The 20,252-nt window shown below is 43.4% G+C and carries 11 protein-coding genes and 1 pseudogene; 9 read left to right on the forward strand and 3 right to left on the reverse strand.

Annotated features, from left to right (window positions below; translation table 11 throughout):
• Window positions 1-91: 91 nt before the first annotated feature.
• On the reverse strand, window positions 92-904 hold the full coding sequence (locus H6F66_RS16865) for a pentapeptide repeat-containing protein (RefSeq protein ID WP_190423382.1): 813 nt from the start codon (window positions 902-904) through the stop codon (window positions 92-94).
• A 273-nt stretch (window positions 905-1,177) separates the two neighbouring features.
• Here H6F66_RS16865 and H6F66_RS16870 point away from each other — a divergent pair, with 273 nt between their 5' ends.
• Entirely contained in the window at window positions 1,178-2,089 is a 912-nt protein-coding gene (locus tag H6F66_RS16870) for a phosphodiester glycosidase family protein (RefSeq protein WP_190423384.1), read from the forward strand.
• Window positions 2,090-2,197: 108 nt separating this feature from the next.
• Window positions 2,198-3,688: a CoA-acylating methylmalonate-semialdehyde dehydrogenase gene (locus H6F66_RS16875; protein WP_190423386.1), complete on the forward strand. Its 1,491-nt coding sequence runs from the start codon at window positions 2,198-2,200 to the stop codon at window positions 3,686-3,688.
• 33 nt (window positions 3,689-3,721) lie between these two features.
• On the opposite strand, the gene H6F66_RS16880 is transcribed toward H6F66_RS16875, so the two are convergent.
• Window positions 3,722-4,912: an MFS transporter gene (locus H6F66_RS16880; protein ID WP_190423388.1), complete on the reverse strand. Its 1,191-nt coding sequence runs from the start codon at window positions 4,910-4,912 to the stop codon at window positions 3,722-3,724.
• Window positions 4,913-5,026: 114 nt separating this feature from the next.
• Between H6F66_RS16880 and H6F66_RS16885 the strand changes: the two genes are divergently transcribed.
• From H6F66_RS16885 to H6F66_RS16900, 4 genes and pseudogenes are all read left to right on the forward strand, one after another.
• The gene (locus H6F66_RS16885; protein ID WP_190423389.1) at window positions 5,027-8,296 is read left to right on the forward strand and encodes a non-ribosomal peptide synthetase; all 3,270 of its coding nucleotides are present in this window, start codon (window positions 5,027-5,029) and stop codon (window positions 8,294-8,296) included.
• Window positions 8,297-8,617: 321 nt separating this feature from the next.
• Window positions 8,618-9,100 carry a GNAT family N-acetyltransferase gene (locus H6F66_RS16890; RefSeq protein WP_190423414.1) on the forward strand — a complete coding sequence of 161 codons (483 nt, stop codon included), beginning with the start codon at window positions 8,618-8,620 and terminating at the stop codon, window positions 9,098-9,100.
• A gap of 54 nt (window positions 9,101-9,154) precedes the next feature.
• A pseudogene (locus tag H6F66_RS16895) lies at window positions 9,155-9,876 on the forward strand (IS1 family transposase).
• Between the two features lie 423 nt (window positions 9,877-10,299).
• Window positions 10,300-10,848: a GDSL-type esterase/lipase family protein gene (locus H6F66_RS16900; RefSeq protein WP_199295457.1), complete on the forward strand. Its 549-nt coding sequence runs from the start codon at window positions 10,300-10,302 to the stop codon at window positions 10,846-10,848.
• A 129-nt stretch (window positions 10,849-10,977) separates the two neighbouring features.
• Here H6F66_RS16900 and H6F66_RS16905 read toward each other — a convergent pair whose 3' ends face one another.
• Window positions 10,978-12,087: an alpha/beta hydrolase gene (locus tag H6F66_RS16905; RefSeq protein ID WP_190423391.1), complete on the reverse strand. Its 1,110-nt coding sequence runs from the start codon at window positions 12,085-12,087 to the stop codon at window positions 10,978-10,980.
• A gap of 126 nt (window positions 12,088-12,213) precedes the next feature.
• Here H6F66_RS16905 and H6F66_RS16910 point away from each other — a divergent pair, with 126 nt between their 5' ends.
• The 3 genes from H6F66_RS16910 to H6F66_RS16920 all read left to right on the forward strand — a co-directional run bounded on the left by H6F66_RS16910 (window position 12,214) and on the right by H6F66_RS16920 (window position 20,050).
• Complete coding sequence (locus H6F66_RS16910; RefSeq protein ID WP_190423393.1) at window positions 12,214-17,163, forward strand: non-ribosomal peptide synthetase; 4,950 nt, start codon at window positions 12,214-12,216, stop codon at window positions 17,161-17,163.
• Window positions 17,164-17,168: 5 nt separating this feature from the next.
• Complete coding sequence (locus tag H6F66_RS16915; protein ID WP_190423395.1) at window positions 17,169-18,545, forward strand: GH1 family beta-glucosidase; 1,377 nt, start codon at window positions 17,169-17,171, stop codon at window positions 18,543-18,545.
• Window positions 18,546-18,865: 320 nt separating this feature from the next.
• Window positions 18,866-20,050, forward strand: a complete 1,185-nt coding sequence (locus H6F66_RS16920) for an AIPR family protein (RefSeq protein ID WP_190423397.1) — start codon at window positions 18,866-18,868, stop codon at window positions 20,048-20,050.
• The last annotated feature ends 202 nt before the right edge of the window (window positions 20,051-20,252 follow it).

Consider the following 20,252-nt stretch of genomic DNA (forward strand, 5'->3'; position numbering starts at 1 on the left):
AGATTAAGTAGGTTGGGTTTCGTTACCTCAACCCAACCTACAATTTTTCTTTATGAATGAATTAGGATTGCTATAGTTGAATTATGTGTACCTAGTTATTTGGATAACCTATTGCACCAGAAAAATCTGTGTTTAAAAGTCGGGCACCATCAAATTTAGCATTTGTTAAGTCAGCACCTCTGAAAGATGTCTCGGAAGCACTTTTAATTTTTTTAACAGCTAAAGTTAGGGAATTCATTACTAACAAAATCGAAATTAGTGATAGAAGGCTCCAAATGACTCCCAAAATAAGATTATGTGTACTTAAAAACGCGATCGCATTTGCTCCCAGTAAGAATGCAAACCCATATCCTGCCACTGCTTCGGCAATTGTAACCGCGATCGCTACTAATGAAGTTCTAATTTTGAAACTAGCATAAGCCATCGCTACGCCTCCTATCACTGCACCGAAAATCGCTATTTGCGGATTATTGCCTGCGGTAGTTCCGGCATAGAAGAAACCCAGCAAAGCTCCTGACGCTGTTGCTGAGATTGTCGTTGCGATGCGTCCTGCGATCGCTCTCGTTCCTGAAGCAGGGGTAGCAACACCTAAGCTAATATATAAAGCTAATATATAAGCCCAACCAGGTTCTTGTGGAGTCCGGCCGAGAGCGCCAAATATCATTCGAGCGATCGCATTTGTCGCACAGGTCGCTACTACTACTGCAACTATAATTAAAATGATTAATTTTTTAGGAGATTGACCAGCTATAACTCGCTCAAAATTTGCTCCCTGTAATAGAGTATTGCTAAAATCACAACCTCGAATATCGCAACCGCTGAAGTCTGCATTGTTGAGATTTTGTCCTTTGAAAGAGCAGTTTTGTAAGTTTTTATTGGCATTGCGAGGGTTTTGATTGGTCATAGTAAGTAGATACAAGGTTTGGAAGAAATATGGGGGTTTTAAATATAAGCTTATATATTAATACTAGTTTTATTTGGAAATATTTATGAACCGCGTTGGCGGAGCCTGCGCGTTAGCGCTTAGACGCAAAGAGCGCGAAGGAAGAGTAAAAATATAAATGTTTTTTTACTTAATAATTGTTATATTACTGATTTCTAAGCACAACTTTTAAGAGTAAAAAAATCAAGTTCATTTGCTATAATAAGGTTTTTATTAGCGTTTCTGTATAAAGGGATGCCTGCTCAACGCCAGATTTATCTAAATCGATTTTTGCTATTTGCCGGAACTGGTTTATTGATATTGCCATTGATACTCTACGGTAGGTTGCATTTTTTACGCCCGCCCCAGATAGATAAAGAGCAACCATTGTTTCAAGGTATATTTTACAGGCGTGTTGTCCGTTCAACACCACGTCCGCTAATGATCCATATTGTCAGTGTTGACTTAAAAACACCAGGAGTTAAAGTGTTAGTTACTCCGGGAATGCCAACACCAGACGATACAGAGATTAATGCGCGGACTACATCAGAATTTCTTAATGAATTTAAACTGCAATTGGCGATTAATGGTAGCTTCTTCTATCTTTTTCGCGAACAAACTCCTTGGGATTATTATCCCCACAGTGGCGATCGCGTCAACGTAGTGGGACAAGCGATCGCAAATGGACGTATTTATTCTAAATTTGAATCAAAATGGCCTGTAGTGTGCTTTTCGTCAAGCAATATTGCCCAAATCTTTGACAGTGGATCTTGCCCTAAAGATACGTTTGCTGCGGTTGCGGGGAGTGAGGTTTTGGTTGCAGGGGGTAATGGTGTAAGCAAAAATTTTAATGGCAATAACAATAAGCCATACCCGCGTGTTGTAGTGGCTACTAATAAAAAAGGTGACAAACTCTGGCTAATTGCTGTAGATGGCAAGCAGCCGCTTTATAGTGAGGGGGTGACAATGGCTGAACTCACAAAAATTGTTATGGAGTTAGGGGCATATGCTGCACTCAACCTTGATGGTGGCGGTTCAACAACTCTGGTGATGGCAACTCCTTCGGGAGCAAGTTTATTAAATGCTCCGATTCAGACTAAACTACCTATGCGCGAGCGTCCTGTTGCTAATCACTTAGGATTTTATGCTTTACCCTTGCAGAGGTAGAGGGTGGTGCAGTGATGCAATGAGATATATATGCTCAATCTAAGCGATCGCGTCCTTTAAAGGGGAAAATTAGAATTAGTTTTTATAGTGTCGCTTACTTAAATTTCTATGGAATCCGCCGCGATCGCACCCAATCCCTTACCCAACTATATTAATGGGGAGTGGTGTGCTTCCCACGCCACCGAATTTTTAAATGTGGTGAACCCTGCTACCGCCGAAGTGCTGACGAAGGTTCCTTTGTCGCCCCAGAGTGATGTAAACGCAGCAGCAACAGCAGCAGCAACGGCTTATCATAGTTGGCGGCGCACTCCACCCACCGAAAGAGTGCAATACTTATTCAAACTCAAATTTTTATTAGAAGAACACCTTGACGAGTTAGCCCGGACAATTACTTTGGAATGCGGGAAAACCTTAGCAGAGTCACGCGGGGAAATGCAACGGGCGATAGAAAATGTAGAAGTTGCCTGTGGAATTCCCATGCTGATGCAGGGTTACAATTTGGAAGATATTGCCCGTGGAATTGATGAAATAATGATTCGTCAACCTGTAGGAGTTGTAGCGATAATTGCACCTTTTAATTTTCCGGGGATGATTCCTTTTTGGTTTCTGCCTTACGCGATCGCTTGCGGCAATACCTGCATTGTAAAACCATCAGAAAGGGTGCCGTTAACAATGCAAAAAGTGTTTGAATTGTTAGAAAATACAGGTTTACCTAAAGGTGTAATTAACCTGGTAAATGGTGCAAAAGAAGCGGTGGATGCAATTTTGGAACATCCAACTATTCGCGCCATTAGTTTTGTGGGTTCCTCACCAGTAGCACAGTATGTTTACAGTCGTGCTGCTACATTTGGTAAGCGGGTGCAATGTCAGGGAGGGGCGAAAAATCCGATAATTGTTTTGCCAGATGCAGATATGGAAATGACTACCCGCATCACCGCAGATAGTGCATTTGGGTGTGCGGGACAACGTTGTTTAGCAGCTTCTTTAGCAGTGACGGTGGGAGAAGCGCGTCACACTTTTACAGAAGCGATCGCTAACTCTGCACAAACCAGAATGGTAGGCTATGGTTTGGATGAAAAAGTGCAAATGGGGCCAGTAATTACCTCTCAAAGTCGCGACCGAATTGAAGGGTTAATTCAACAGGGAGCAAATGAAGGTGCAACTGTATTAGTAGACGGACGCAACCCGAAAATTTCTGGTTATGAACAGGGTAATTTTATTCGACCAACGATTCTGCAAAATGTCAACCCGAATAGTGAACTGGCGCGTACAGAAGTTTTTGGCCCAGTATTAGGTTTGATGCACTTGGATACAATCGAGGATGCGATCGCGTTGGTTAACAGTGGTCAATGGGGAAATATGGCTTGTTTATTTACCAACAGTGGTGCAGCAGCACGGAAGTTTCGTTATGAAGCAGAAGCAGGTAATATTGGCATTAATATTGGTGTAGCAGCACCGATGGCATTTTTTCCCTTTAGTGGTTGGAAAGATAGCTTCTACGGTGACTTACATGGTCAAGGTAGACACGCGGTAGAATTTTTCACGCAAACTAAAGTTGTTGTTGAACGCTGGCCTAAAGATTGGTCGCGCCAGTTTTAAAGTTCAGCGCTCATTTGTAGCCTTCAAGTTAAGCTATTGTCGTGGCTTAACTTTGGGTGCATATCTTTTGCGAGTAAATACTGCTAATAAAAATACCAAAAATGTTAGCGTTCCAGCTAAATATAATGGATAACCATAGGTAGTTGGATTAGATTGATTAATCACCATTCCAGCAATTACAGGCCCAAAGGCGTTGGAAATGCTTAAATAAGAGGAATTAAGACCCATTGCCGTTCCTTGCTCTTCTGGCTTAGAATTTAAGGAGATCAAAGTATTAATTATCGGCTGAACTAAAGAATTAAGAATCGAAAAAAGTATAGTTATTGACACAAAATAAACAATGCTTGGCACAATTGGCATTAAACTAAACGATAAACTGCGAACAAATAAAGCTAAAAATAAGATATTAACCAGCTCAAATTTTCTAGTTAAAATTGATATTCCCAATGTTTGCATAATGACACCGAGTACCCCAAACAATAGAAACATCAGCGTCAAAGACTTACTATTTTGACCCAGTACATTAATGAAGTAGGGCTGAAAAGCATAGGTAAAAATTGTGAAGGTGGTGCCGATAAAAAAATTGATAATTAAAAGAATCCCAATGTTGGGCGTAGCAAGACCTTTGATTAAATTGCCCAAGCCCAAGTCAAAAATATTGTGTCCTCGTTCAGCCTTAGTTTGGATGGTTTCAGGTAGAAAAAAGATAGTAATTAACAAAGCCACCAGCGCGATCGCGCTCGAAACAAAAAAAGAAGCTCCTAAAGAAATTTCCTGCGCTAGTAAACTAATCGCTGGCCCCAATATAAAACCTAACCCAAAAGCTGCCCCCAAAATTCCAAAACCTTTAGCGCGATTTTCTGGGGTAGTTATATCAGAAATAATCGCCTGGGCTACTGAATTATTACCCCCTGTAATTCCATCCAGAAATCTAGCTAAAAATAGAACGATTGCTGTTGTAGCGTTTCCCGCGATAAAATTGGCAATTACTGTCCCCGCTAAACTGATAATTAGTAACGGCTTTCGTCCAAAGCGATCGGAAAGTTTACCAATTACAGGAGTGGCAAAAAATTGCGCTAAAGAGTAAATCGAGAATAAGAAGCTAGTTTGAAAATCGTTTAGCCCAAATTGCTTGCCATAAAGATAAATTATCGGGAGTAAAATTGTTAAACTGAGGGAATTAATAAAAGCAATTAAAGCAGTAATCCAAAATTTTCGATTCATAAGAGTTATATAGTAGTCCTAAACGAGTTGTAAAATTTTTTTCATTTGTAGCGCAGGCATCTCGCCTGCGATAGGCTCTCCCGCTTGTCCTACAATTTACCAGAAAAAATCGATATGTCTGAACAAGAAGTCTTCGTCTTTCCTGCATCTTTTGCCCAACAGCGGTTGTGGTTCCTTGACCAGTTGATACCTGGCAATGCAATCTATAATGTACCGACAGTAATACGTTTAACAGGTTCACTGAATTTAGCAGCATTAGAGCAGACATTTAGCGAAATCGTGCGCCGCCACGAAGCTTTACGCACTACATTTAAGGTGTTAGACGGGCAACCCGTGCAAGTGATCGCGCCCAACTTAAGCATACCTTTGTCCGTAGTAGACCTGCGGGAGTTCCCAGAATGCGATCGCGAACTCCAAGCACAGCAGTTCTTAGCAGCAGAATTCGAGCGTCCTTTCGATTTGTCCTCTGGGCCATTGCTGCGAGTAATGCTGTTTGAGCTTTCCGAGACAGAGCATATTTTATTACTAAATATGCACCACATTATTTGTGATGATTGGTCTATCGGCGTACTAATTCGGGAATTGGGGACGCTATATACAGCTTTTACAAACGTTACATATAACGTCTTTACATCCTTGCCAGAACTACCTCTTCAGTACCCCGACTTTGCCGAATGGCAACGCGAATGGTTGCAAGGAGAAGTGCTGGAAAACCAGTTAGCTTACTGGCGGCAACAATTAAACGGTATTCCCGTGCTAAATTTGCCCGTTGACCGGCCGAAACCAGCTTTTGCAACCTATGGCGGAGCAACGCAAACTTTAGAGTTATCGAAAAAGCTAAGCGATGCTCTCCAGACGCTTTCCCAGCAAGAAGGTGTCACCTTATTTATGATTTTACTGGCAACATTTCAAACGTTGCTCTACCGCTACACTCATCAAGAAGATATTGCCGTCGGTTCGCCAATTGCTAACCGCAACCGTAGCGAAATCGAAGGATTAATTGGCTTTTTTGTCAATAGTTTAGTGCTACGCACCGATTTATCTGGCTCCCCAACTTTCCGAGAAGTTTTAAACAGAGTACGGCAGGTAACGCTAGGCGCATATAGTCACCAAGATTTGCCTTTTGAAAAGCTAGTTGAGGAACTGCATCCAGAGCGAAACTTAAATCGTCATCCGCTATTTCAAGTAGTGTTTGGTTTCGAGAATGCGCCAATGTCGGCGCTAGACTTGCCTGGTTTAATACCTAGTTTTATGGATATTGACTTTAAAACAACTCGCTTTGATTTGGAGTTGCACCTGTGGAAGTGTTCGGAGGATTTCCGGAGTTTATGGGGCGGGAAATGGGAGGATTCGGAGGGGATTAGAGGGGTAGTAGTGTACAACACAGATTTATTTGATGAATCCACTATTACCCGTATGCTGGGACATTTTAAAATCTTGCTGGAAGGCATTGTTGCTAATCCGGAACAACGAATTTCAAATTTGCCGCTATTGAGCCAAGGTGAGCTACATAAATTATTAATTGAGTGTAATAAAACTCAGGCAGATTATCCTCAAAATAAATGTATATATCAGTTATTTGAAAAGCAGGCAGAGCAGAATCCGGATGCTATAGCAGTAATCTTTGAAGACGCACAACTCACCTACCAAGACTTAAATATACGCAGCAACCAACTAGCGCACCATTTACAAAAAATGGGGGTTGGTTCAGAAGTTTTAGTTGGTATCTGCGTAGAGCGTTCTATAGACATGATTGTGGGGTTGCTGGGTATCCTGAAAGCAGGGGGAGCTTATGTACCTTTAGATTCTAATTATCCACGCGATCGCTTGAATTTTATGCTTGATGATTCTCAAGTTTCAATATTGCTGACACAGGAGAAATTAGTTGATAATTTTTGCAACTTCCCCAACCCAGTTGTATACCTCGATAAGGATTGGCAAACCATTGCCCAAGAAAGCGAAGAAAATCCGCACAGCGACGTAACAAGCAACAACTTAGCTTATGTAATTTACACTTCTGGATCTACAGGTAAACCAAAGGGAGTTGCTGTTACTCACAAAGCTGTAAATCGCCTGGTGTGCAACACAAATTATATAAAATTCTCACCTGATGATAAAATTGCCCAAGCTTCAAATACTTCTTTTGATGCAGCAACATTCGAGATTTGGGGAGCGTTACTTAATGGCGCTCAACTTGTGGGAATTAGTAGAGATGTCACACTTTCGCCCCACGAATTTTCTTTGCAACTGAGACAGAAAGGCATCAGCATTTTGTTTTTGACTACAGCCTTATTCCAACAGATTGCTAGAGATGTTCCGCAAGCTTTCTCTTCCTTGCGCTATTTGCTATTTGGAGGTGAGGCTGTTGATGCTCGGTGGGTGAAAAAGGTGCTTAAACAAGGAGCGCCTAAGCAGTTAATTCATGTATATGGGCCAACAGAAGCTACAACATTTTCTTCTTATTACTGTGTGCAGGACATACCAGAATCAGCCACATCTATTCCCATCGGTTGCCCGATTGCAAACACACAAATTTATCTGTTAGATGCCGATTTACAACCTGTACCTATTGGCATTGTTGGCGAATTATACATTGGTGGTGATGGACTGGCGCGAGAATATATTAACCGCCCTGATATAACGGCTGAACGCTTTATTTATAATCCTTTTAATAATCAGCCAGAATCGCGACTTTATAAAACGGGTGACTTAGCCCGATATATACCAGACGGCAATATTGAGTTTTTAGGTCGCATTGATAATCAGGTAAAAATTCGCGGTTTTCGCATCGAGTTGGGAGAAATTGAAGCCATACTAAATCAGCATCCAGCGGTGAGGGAGACAGTAGTAATTATCGGAGAAGAAATACCTGGTGATAAACACTTGATAGCTTATATTGTTCCCGACCAGCAACAGACACCAACCAGCCTGAATCTGCGACAATTTCTCAAAGAAAAGTTACCAGAATACATGGTGCCTTCAGCTTATGTGGTACTGGAATCCCTACCTCTAACACCGAATGGCAAAGTGGATCGGCGTGCCTTACCTGCGGTAGATACGCTCAGTTTTGAGATGAAAGAAGATTATGTTGCACCACGCGATCGCGTTGAGGAAGTGCTAGTAGAAATTTGGGCTAAGGTTTTGGGGAAACAGCAGATAGGTGTCCGGGACAATTTCTTTGAATTGGGCGGTCATTCTCTATTAGCAACACAGTTAATTTCCCGCATCCGCGACGCTTTCCAAATAGAGTTGTCTGTACGCAACTTGTTTGAATCTCCAACTGTAGCTAGTTTAGCTAGGCACATTGAAACAATGTGTTGGGCTGCAAAAGGTTTGGATAACACGAGTTCTAGGGGAAATGAGCGAGAAGAGGTTGAATTTTAAGGATACAACCTCATTTGCAAATATTCTAGAGTCAGCAAGCGCAAATAATCTAGCATCAAAATATCAGCTTTTAGTTGCTGGTAATTTCCATCTATTGCAAAGCTAGTAAGTTGAGTGTAAGCGAGACCCAAGCACTGCCTTCCTTTGTTGGGTTTCGTGCCTGAACCCAACCTAATGAGTTAATTTTATGAATTATTTAAGATTGGTATATTTCAGTTTTTAATAGGACTTACGCATTGACAAAATAATTTAAATATGAATAATTGACGAAAGAATAGAGTGCTGGGCAGCATAATAAATAGTTAGCTAGTGGATCGTCCGATGAAAATACGATTGTTTCATGAGCAAGATGCTGTTCAAATAGCGCAGTTGTTCCACGAAACAGTGCGTGAAATTAACATTCGTGACTACTCGATTGATCAAGTCAAGGCATGGGCACCAGATAATATTCATTTTAGGAACTGGGCAAAGGTCTGTTCTAATCGATACACTTACGTTGCTGATGATGAAGGTGCGATCGCAGGTTTCGGCGAGTTAGAGTTTAGTGGACACATAGATTGCTTTTACTGCCATAAAAATTATCAGGGAATGGGTATTGGCCGTAAGATTTATTGTGCAATTGAGGACAAAGCTCATGAATTAGGAATTAATCGCTTGTACACCGAAGCAAGTATTACCGCAAAGCCGTTTTTCTTACACATGGGCTTCTCGATTGTTAGGGAACAACAGGTGGAACGTAGGGGAGAGACTTTTGTTAATTACGCAATGGAAAAGTTTCTAAAAAATGCTGGTAGTCCTGCATAGTAATGATAATTGGGTTATAATTTTAATTATTTAATATAACTTAATTCTTAGCTTATGCAATGTCCCAAATGCGACTCTCGATACGTTGTAAAAAATGGTCATACTCACACTGGTAAACAAAATTTTAAATGTCGAGATTGTGGCAGACAATTTGTCACAACTCCCAGTCATCAGCCTGTTTCCAAATCAACCAGAGAGTTGATAGATCGGCTATTACTAGAAAAAATCTCTCTCTTCTGGAATCGTCAGAGCTACAGGAGTTTCCGAACGCTGGCTACAGTACTATGTCAATCAAAAATTAGGAGCCGTCAAAAGAGAAGTGCAAGTAACCTCAAAAAAAAAAGGCTTTCTTAATAATTCAATGTGATGAAATGTGGTCATTTGTAGGCTGTAAGGGTAACAAGCAGTGGATTTGGTTGGCAATTGATATATTGACTAAGGAAATTGTAGGAGTATATATTGGTAAAAGAGATGAAAGTGGTGCGATAGGATTGTGGGGTTCTTTACCAGCAATTTACCGTCAATGCGCTGTCAGCTATACAGACTTTTGGAGTGCTTATCAAATAGTTTTTCCTAAAAAAAGACACAAATCAGTATCCAAGGATACTGGCAAAACAAACTATATAGAAAGATTTAATAATACGATGAGACAAAGAATATCGCGGCTGGTAAGAAAAACTCTTTCATTCTCTAAAAAACTCTCAAATCATATAGGAGCTATCTGGTATTTTATTCATGAGTATAACGCCAGTTTATCTATAGAGCTAAAAGCTTAATTATCATTACTATGCAGGACTACCAAAATGCTGTCTAGCAAGTTGCTGAAGCGTTGCGTCAGGCAATACTCACCACGAGCAAACAACATCCAAACCCCATAGACTAGAAAGCTTTTACTTAACTGGCGAATCAGACTGAGGGTAACACTACATTAGTTACACGCCTGCGGACTACCCACCCCAAAATGCAGAAACAACAGCGTTTATTTCATCTGACCCTATTATTATGTCTCGTCGTGGTAGTATCGCTGGCTTTCAACGCTCTCCTGTTCCGCCAAGCGAGACACTACTACCTGCTACTGAACAAAACTAATCTAGATCCCTTGGGACTACGCGCCTTTCTTTAGTGCCGACTCTCTAAAAGATGGTGTTCCTGCCGCCTCTACAGCAACCGTGGTATTCTTTGGCGACTCGCGAGCAGAAATGTGGCCCGCTCCGGCAACGCTCAAGGGTTTTTCTTTTATCAATCGAGGTATTAGCTCTCAGACTTCAGCCCAGATATTGGGACGCTTTGACAATCATGTTGTGCCGTTGCAGCCCAATATTATCATTGTGCAAGTTGGGATTAACGACTTGAAAACAATCCCGCTATTTCCTGAGCAAAAAGCTGCCATTATCACCAACTGCAAAGCTAATATTCAGCAGATTGTCACACGTTCGGTAAATAGTGGTGCCACCGTTATTTTGACAACCATTTTTCCTATTGGTTCGGTACCTCTGACCCGTCAACCTTTCTGGTCGCCAGAGATTGCCCAAGCGGTATCGGAAGTAAACGCTTACCTTTACTCGCTAAAAGCAAAGGATGTGTTGATTTTAGATGCTTACTCGCTCCTAGTACAGAATGGTCAAGTGCAAAGCAACTACGTTCGTGATACTTTGCATCTCAATGAGAGGGGGTATAAGGTGCTAAATCAGGAGCTAACTCATGTGCTATCCACCTGGTTGACGGACAAAAGTCTCAAGAGGAACTAATAAATGTGCCTACAACAGCTAAGGTTGCGATCGCAAACCACAGGTAACTAAGCTAGTTGGGGATGAGCCGAAATAAAACCAAATAAGTCAGCATTTATTGCTACTCACACGCCAATTTTAGCGCCTGAGTTACGAACAGTTAGCACAAAACGTACTGACCACTTCGGAAAACAGGTGATTCTTTTCTATCAATGCCATGTGTCCACCCGGCTTTATGGTGACGAGTTCAGCTTGAGGCAATTCGGCTTTCATGCGATCGCTTGCAACAGGTTTAGTCGCTATATCTCCTGCACCGCAAACGACCAACACTGGAACGTTAATTGTCGAGAGTGTCCTTGTTTCCTCGAAATTGAACATTGCCAGTGTGCCACGAGCAAGAACACCCGGCGAACCTAAAGCTGATAATAGAGCTGCAAAATTGAGTTGACCGCGTGTTTCAGTACCCTTAAATCCAGAAATCTCTACGCTAATGTGCAGCAACCCATTAAGAAATGAGAGCCACGTCATCAGCCATAAGATAGGTGACAGCAGAATCGTGAGGTACAACAGAGGTTCGAGCAGCGGCTTCTGCAATTTGCGTAACACACCGCTCAAGATAGAAGTTTTCAGCGGATTGGTGTAGGTTGTATCTGCGAGGATTAAGCCAGCCACCCGACTACCCAACTGCTCTGGAAACAGCCGAGAGAATGTTAGGTTAATCATGCCGCCCATGCTGTGACCCAGCAGTATAACAGGCTTGTCTCCCGCTATGGCAACAACGGCTTCTAGGTCACGGGCATATTTTTCTATAGAGTAGTCGTTATTTTTCGGTCTAGTAGATTTTCCTAGTCCTGGTAAATCCCAAACAATGACTCGGAAGCGATCGCTTAATTGTCGCTTGGCATAGTACCATACGGCACTGTTAGGCCCCCAACCATGTGACAAAATAATCGGTTGACCATCTTCAGGGCCATAAAACTCTACTTGCAGGACGCTACCATCCGGTCGTTGTATGCGCTGCACGGTTCCAGTACGCATGATTTTAGGTTCCTCAGCACCTTTACGACGCAGCAGTGGCAAACTAATAAAACTACCGCCAAAAGACCATAGAACCAGCGCTATTCCAGCCACTAAGTAGGGGGTTCCCACAAGTTCCCGTTGGTACCACTCATAAAGAATGTAAATCCCCCCGCCAAGTATCCCAATGGATAACAGTTGTACCAGCCATAACAAAAGGAAAGTGGGGGGCATGAACACCATGAGCAGAAACCTTTAGGGTAGGATGTTGAGTGAGTTGTCTTCTAACGTCATACCGAGGTTAGACTACAGTCGGCTCAATAGCAAGTAAACTCCTCTAGCAGGTAATCTCCTAAAAGGGGTTTAATCTTGAAAATAGTTGAATTTTTATCTTACCTTCGTAGCTTAGATATTCAGGTTTTTGTCGATGAAGAACGCCTGCGCTGTAATGCCCCTGAAGGAAGCCTCACAGCAGAACTGCGTGCAGAGATAGCTGAACGCAAAACTGAAATTCTCTCCTTTCTAAGGGCAGCTAACGTTACCACCAACGCCACTCCTATAAGTCTTACACCCATTTCACGAGACAGAAATCTCTCCCTATCCTTTGCACAACAGCGGCTGTGGTTTCTGGATCAATTAGTACCCAATAATGCTTTCTATAATGTTCCGGCAGCTGTGCGTCTGGTCGGTTCGCTAAATTTAGCGGCGTTGAAGGAGGCTTTTAACGAAATTGTGCGCCGTCACGAAGCTTTACGCACTACTTTTGTAACGGTGGAAGGGCAACCCGTACAAGCGATCGCATCCACGTTAACTGTACCTCTGCCAGTAATAGATTTGCGATCGCGAAGCGTCTCTGTTGGCGAAGCCGCCCTGAAAGGGCTAGGAGAATCGCTACCCGCAACCGAAAGAGAAACCCAAGCGCGACGCATCACCACCCAAGAAGCTCAACGCCCTTTCGATTTGTCCAAAGACCCTTTTCTGCGAGTAACGCTACTGCGGTTGGATGAGTCAGAATATGTGCTGCTGCTGGTTCTGCACCACATTGTCTCCGATGGCTGGTCTATGGGGGTACTAATTCGCGAGTTAGCAGCACTTTACACCGCCTTTGCTTCGTGTAAAGACGATCAATTTTCCGTCTCTAAACCTTTACCAGAACTACCCATTCAGTATGCAGACTTTGCCCACTGGCAACGCGAGTGGATGCAAGGGGAAGTATTAGAAACCCAACTTGCTTACTGGCGGCAGCAATTGGACGGCATTTCTATCCTAAATTTGCCTACTGATAGACCTCGACCAGCCGTTCAAAGCTACCGGGGTGCAACGCAACTTTTGCAACTACCGAAAAGCCTGAGTAAGGCGTTAGAAGCTTTAAGCCAGCAAGAAGGCGTAACTTTGTTTATGACTTTACTTGCAGCATTTCAAACCTTGCTGTATCGCTACACCCAGCAAGAAGATATTGCCGTAGGTTCGCCAATTGCCAACCGCAACCGCAGCGAAATAGAAGGGTTGATTGGTTTTTTTGTCAATAGTTTAGTATTGCGTACCAACTTTAATGGGAACCCAACCTTTCGCTCACTTTTGAGTCAAGTGCGAGAAGTATCTTTGGGAGCGTATGCTCATCAAGATTTGCCTTTTGAAAAGTTGGTGGAGGAGCTGCATCCAGAGCGCAACTTGAATCAAAATCCCCTGTTTCAGGTGGTGTTCGCATTACAGAATGCGCCAATGTCGGCGCTAGAACTACCAGATTTAACACTAAGCCCGTTGCAATTTGTCGATACAGAAACAACCCGGTTTGATTTAGAATTCCACCTGTGGGAGCAAAAGGAAAATAATGGGTTAGGGGTAGATAGTTCAGAAGGAATTAGCGGATTTGTCGTATATAGCACCGATTTATTTGATGCAGTTACGATTAACCGGATGCTGGGGCATTTCCAAATATTGCTAGAGGGTATTGTTGCAAATCCAGAGCAACGAGTTGCCGAATTACCGATATTAAGTGAAGCTGAACTCCACCAACTGCTGGTGGAATGGAATAATACTCAGGTCAATTATCCCAAAGAATTGTTTGTCCATCAGCTATTTGAAGCACAGGTAGAGCAGAATAAAGATGCCATAGCAGTAGTATTTGAAGATAAACAGCTCACCTATCAAGAGTTAAATATACGTAGCAACAAACTTGCAAATTACTTACAAAAATTGGGTGTTGGTGCAGAAATTTTAGTAGGAGTTTGTGTAGAGCGATCACTTGATATGATAATCGGGATGTTAGCCATCCTGAAAGCAGGTGGAGCATACCTACCTTTAGACCCCAGCTACCCGCCTGAGCGTTTAAGTTTTATGCTTAAAGATGCTCAAGTGCCAGTTTTATTAACACGCGAACAGTATATCGAACGCCTTGATAATCAAAATTCAAAAATAATTTCTTTAGACATGGATTGGGAAACAATTGCCCACGAAAGCGAAGATAATCCTAGCAGCAACGTTACCGCAGAAAACCTTGCTTATGTTATTTATACCTCTGGCACTACTGGAAAGCCTAAAGGAGTTCAAATTAAACATAGTGGACTACTTAATCTAGTATTTTGGCATCAACAAGCGTTTGCAGTTTCACCGCTTGACCGAGTAACGCAGGTTGCTGGAGTTGCTTTTGATGCTTGCGGGTGGGAAATTCTACCTTATTTGAGTGCAGGATCTAGCATTTATTTGACCGATGATGAAATCAGGCGATCACCTGAAAAGCTGCGAGATTTTTTAGTATCAAAATCGATAACGATTAGCTTCTTGCCGACCCCTTTAGTTGAGAAAGTTTTGTTATTAGATTGGTCTAAAGATATAGCATTACGAATTTTATTAACAGGAGGCGACAAATTACATCAATATCCTTTGGCTGAATATCCTTTCCAGGTAGTGAATAATTATGGGCCAACTGAGAATACTGTTGTTACAACTTCTGGGATAGTTGCTGTTAAAAAGCCAGGAAATCCCCCTAACTCCCCTTATAAAGGCGGGCAAGAAGCGATCGCAGATGTAGCAGCATCATCAGGAAATGCGATCGCGCCTGCAATTGGTCGTCCCATTGCTAACACTCAAGTTTATGTGCTGGATAGTCATTTACAACCTGTACCGATTGGCGTTGCTGGTGAATTGTACATTGGCGGTGCTGGACTGGCGCGAGGTTATTTAAACCGTCCCGATTTAACTGCTGAAAAATTCATTTCTAATCCTTTTAGTAACCAACCAGAAGCACGTCTTTATAAAACAGGCGATTTAGTTCGTTATCAACCAGATGGTAATATCGAATTTTTAGGTCGCCTCGACGAACAGGTGAAAATTCGCGGCTTCCGCATAGAGTTGGGAGAAGTCGAAGCAGTACTGAGTCAGCATCCAGCAGTGCTGCAAAATGTTGTAATAACTCGTGAAGATGTACCGGGGGAAAAGCGTTTAGTAACTTATGTAGCGCTAAATTCCGAATACAGCGAACAGAAGCAGATGGAAATGCAATTGCAAGATGAGCAGGTTTCGCAATGGCAAATGCTCTACAACGAAACTTACGATCAACCTGCTGCTGATATAGAGCCAACATTTAATATTGTCGGTTGGAATAGTAGTTATACTAATCAACCGATTCCAGCAGAACAGATGCGTGAATGGGTTGATAACCAAGTGGCGCAAATTCTAGCTTTGCAACCGAGTCGAGTGTTGGAAATTGGGTGTGGAACCGGCTTATTGTTGTTTAGAATTGCGCCTCACTGTACTAAATATTGCGGGACAGACTTTTCCTCGGCTTCACTTAACTACATCCAGCAGCAATTAGCACAATTACCTCAAGTAACATTGCTTCAGAAGTTAGCGACTGACTTTGAGAGAGTGGAGTCAGAAGCCTTTGATACGGTGATTTTGAACTCGGTTGTGCAATATTTTCCCAGTATTGATTATCTAGTGCGCGTACTGGAGGGAGCCATAAATGCGATCGCTCCCGGTGGCTTCATCTTCATCGGCGATGTGCGTAGTCTCCCCCTGCTGCAAGCTTTCCACGCCTCAGTACAACTGGCTCAAGCGGAACCCTCTCTCACCCGCGAACAGTTGCAGCAACGGGTACAAATGCAAATGTTCCAAGAAACTGAGTTAGTAATTGATCCAGCTTTCTTCACTGCTTTAAAACAGCGATTTCCCCAGATTAGCGACGTACAAATTCAACTAATTCGGGGTCGTTCTCACAATGAATTAACCCAGTTTCGTTATAACGCGATTCTGCATATTGGCACAGAAATAGATCCCCCCAACCCCCCTTATGAAGGGGGGCTTCAGAACTTAGAAATAGATCCCTCTACCTCTGTTTTTCAAGAGGGACTTCAGAACCCAGAAATAGATCCCCCCAACCCCCCTTATCAAGGGGGGCAGGGGGGATCAAAATGGCTAGACTGGCACGAAAACAACTTAACCGTCTCCGATGTACGCCAGCGATTAGTTGAGAATCAACCAGAAATCTTAAGTATTACCAATGTGCCTAATGCGCGGGTAATAGCAGCAGTTAAAACAGCAGAATGGCTATCAGGCGCAGCAGAATTTAAAACTGCCGGACAGATGCATGAAGCTTTGCAAAAACCCCAAAACTTGGGAGTAGATCCAGAAGATTTCTATAGCCTAGATGTCCCTTACAACGTTGATATTAGTTGGGCAAATTCTGGCACTGATGGACGCTACGATGTAATGTTTGTCTCGAAACGAACCGGCAAAAAAACTATTTTCCCCCCCAGCAATTCCCTGCGCCCTTGGCGTTCTTATGCGAACAATCCCCTGCAAGCTAAAGCAGCCCGTAAGTTAATCCCTCAATTGCAGACTTATTTAACCCAAAAGCTGCCTGATTACATGGTGCCATCGGCTTTTGTGGTGCTGGAATCTCTACCGCTGACGCCTAATGGCAAAGTCGATCGCCGTGCTTTACCTGCACCCGAACCAGTCAAACTAGAGTTGGCAGGAAATTATGTTGCACCTCAAACTCCGGTTGAGGAAGTATTAGTGAAAATTTTTGCAGAGGTTTTGGGAGTTAAACGGGTCGGTATTCACGATAATTTCTTTGAATTAGGAGGACATTCTTTACTAGCGACTCAGCTGGTTTCTAGAGTGCGCGACGCATTCGGGGTGGAGTTACCTTTGCGTAGCGTATTTGAGGCACCGACAATTGCAGAATTATCGAAAGCGATCGCTAGTTTTCAGCAGACCACTACTCAAAGCAAAGCCCCAGCCTTAGTGCCGATTTCTCGTGAAAATCGTCGCATGAAGCTATCTTCTCTCAATAAAGAAAACCAACAACCGTAAACCGGATGAAAACCAGCGACCAATTTCCAGCAAATTTCATCTGGGGCGTGGCTACCTCCGCCTATCAGATAGAGGGTGCAGCAACAGAAGGCGATCGCAAACCCAGCGTCTGGGATACCTTCAGTGCTACTCCCGGACGGGTTGAGAATGGCGATACGGGTGCTGTTGCTTGCGACCATTATCACCGCTACGAAACAGACGTAGAACTGATGGCAAAACTGGGCATCAAGCATTATCGCTTTAGTATCGCTTGGCCCCGAATTATTCCTGATGGTCGGGGAAACGTGAATGAGAAGGGAATCGATTTCTACAAGCGCCTGGTTGATTGCTTGCACAAACACGGGATTACACCCCACGCCACCTTGTTTCATTGGGACAGTCCTCAAGCACTAGAGGATTTGTACGGTTCTTGGCGCAGCCGGGAGATGGCTTCAGATTTTGCTGACTATGTTACTGCTGTTGTCAGTCGGTTAGGCGATCGCATCACTAACTGGATGACCATCAACGAAATCCCCTGCTTCACTGATTTTGCCTACGATGTGGATAAAGACCCACCCTTTGCCCCTGGCACTCGCGTCAAAACTCGCAAAGAAGTGTGGCAAACTTCTCACCATGCCCTCCTCGCTCATGGAATGGGCTGTCAAGCTATCCGTGCCGCCTCGCCCGTTCCCTGTTCCGTAGCACTTGTAGACAATATTTCTGTCACCGTTCCCCTCACCGAATCAGCGGCTGATATAACAGCTGCTCAGCAAGCTTTCCATACTTCTTGGCTCAATGGTGGGATTATTTTTCCAGCCCTTACGGGTGCCTACAGTCCGGTAATGCTGGAGAAGTTGGGCGTTGATGCCCCAGTTATTCAGTCGGGCGATTTAGAAATCATTCACCAGCCGCTCGATGCACTGGGTTTTAATATCTACACGGGTAGTTATGTTCGTGCGGCTGACAATCAAAATGGTTACGAGTTTCTTAACTTCCCCAAAGGCTACCCGCGAATGAATATGCCTTGGCTGCATATTGTTCCTGAGAGCCTCTATTGGGGGATTCGCCATATTAGCGACACGCTTGGGTGTAAAGATTTGCCCATTTTCATTACTGAGAATGGCTGTGCTGCCGAAGACGAACTGAACGCTCAAGGCGAGGTAGTTGATACAGACCGGATTATGTATTTACGCCAGTATTTGAAGGCGGCCCATCGAGCCATTCGTGAAGGCTATCCCCTGAAAGGTTACTTCCTCTGGAGTTTCATGGATAACTTTGAGTGGCCTTACGGTTATAGTCGCCGCTTTGGAATTACTTATATCGATTACAAGACACAACAGCGCATTCCCAAGGCAAGCTTCAATTGGTATGCAGAGTGCATTCGCCAGAATAGGGTGGTTTGAGATGAAATCATGAGATCGCACCTTAATCATACTGGTGCAAGTGGTGGAGTTACGCGATCGCGCAACTATCTTAATTGATTGAAAGCTTGAAAGACAGCAAAGCTCAAAGTCAAGCCCCAGCTTTAGGCCCGATTTCTCGTGTGAGTCGGCGCATGAAACTATTCTCCCTTAACGAAGAAAGCAATATTTAAGTAATAATACTTAGGAATTTTATTTTTTTCAGATTAGCGCAAATTGCAGAATTTGTGCTAATCTGTTTTTTACGTTCCGTAGAACGTCTTGGTCTGTTCAGTTGAACAAAAACAAAAGAAAAAAACCTAATGCAAGTATTAGACCTTTCCCTTTTGGCTAAGACCGCTTGCCGTGGCTACACCGCAGAAGAAACGGCAATTTGGAATCTTACCGTACCTGTTACTGAACTTCCGCAAGGTCTCCCCTTCGGACCTAATGCTAGAAATGCCAGTCTGGACGCTAAACCAGCTAAGGCAATGTTGAAGACTCTGGCTGAGGAGCCAGAAAAGTTTATTCTCTACAACAGCGGCATCATGATCGTCGCGGCTGAGATCGTCGCATCTAGAGTTGAAGGTGGTGATTTCAAAGTCCGCTTGAAACTCCAGGTACCCAGTACCGAAGATGAGGGTGATTTCCTTGGGCATGGTGTCCTAAATGGAGGCCACACCTACAAGGCTTTGATGCACGCACTACATGGGAAGCGCAAGCGGGGAGAGTCTTACTCTAACCTTTCGAGTGCATATGTGCAGGTTTCTGTGGCAGTCGGTATAAGTGAGCATGAGATTGCCAGCATCAGCCGCGCTCGTAACCTGAGCCTCTCCGTTCCCCTCTATGCTCTGAAAAATTTGGCTCAGGACTGGAAGCCGATTGAGGAAGCTTTACCCAAGGAGTATCGCCAGCACGTCCTATTTAAACCTAACGAGTATGGAGAATTTGAGGGGAATGCCCATTACAACGTTACCGATCTCATTCGTCGTCTAGCGCTTCTTAATAATAAGCTTTTTGATTTTCGTCAGGACAAGCATCCAATCAAGGCTTATAGCTCGTCGGGTAGCCTTGTACAGGGTTGGAAGGAAGAAGATTATAAGCAAGTAATTCCGCTGCTTCAGGATATTCTCTGGCTAGAGCAGAAGATTATGGAGCAGCACGTTGAGATCAACGGCACTGGAGCAACAGGGAAGAAGGTTGTCATCCCTAAGGTTAGTGGCTGTAGTGCGAAACCCATGAAGCTTATAACGGGCAAAGAGATATCCTTAACTATTGGTGACATCTTTTATATGCCTATTCTTGCAGCATTTCGCGTCCTAATAAAGGATGGGCAGTGGACTAAGCCAGTAGAGACGCTGTGGGAAGAGTGGGGGACTAAGTTGGTGGATAAGCTGTGGGACACCTATAAAAGCGAGGGTCGTAGCAGCGCCTCTGCTTTTGCCAGTTCAAAATCAACGTGGTCAACGCTAACTAATTTGGTTGCAATGCAATTTGTCCAAATCTAGGCTAAGGACAAAGCCTCTGAGTGTTTATCTCAGGGGCTTGTTTGTTTAGCGCTACAGGTCTAGCATTCCCTTCGATAGCGGTTACCCTTAGAGGATGTTTTAAAAGTCGGTTAGATAGCAAAAAAGCTCACTCAGTGTAAGCTGCGAATATGTAGTACACAGCACTGAGAGAGCGTTATGAGTAAAGCTTACCCCAGTAATT

Source organism: Trichocoleus sp. FACHB-6, from assembly GCF_014695815.1.
Taxonomy (GTDB): domain Bacteria; phylum Cyanobacteriota; class Cyanobacteriia; order Cyanobacteriales; family FACHB-T130; genus Funiculus; species Funiculus sociatus.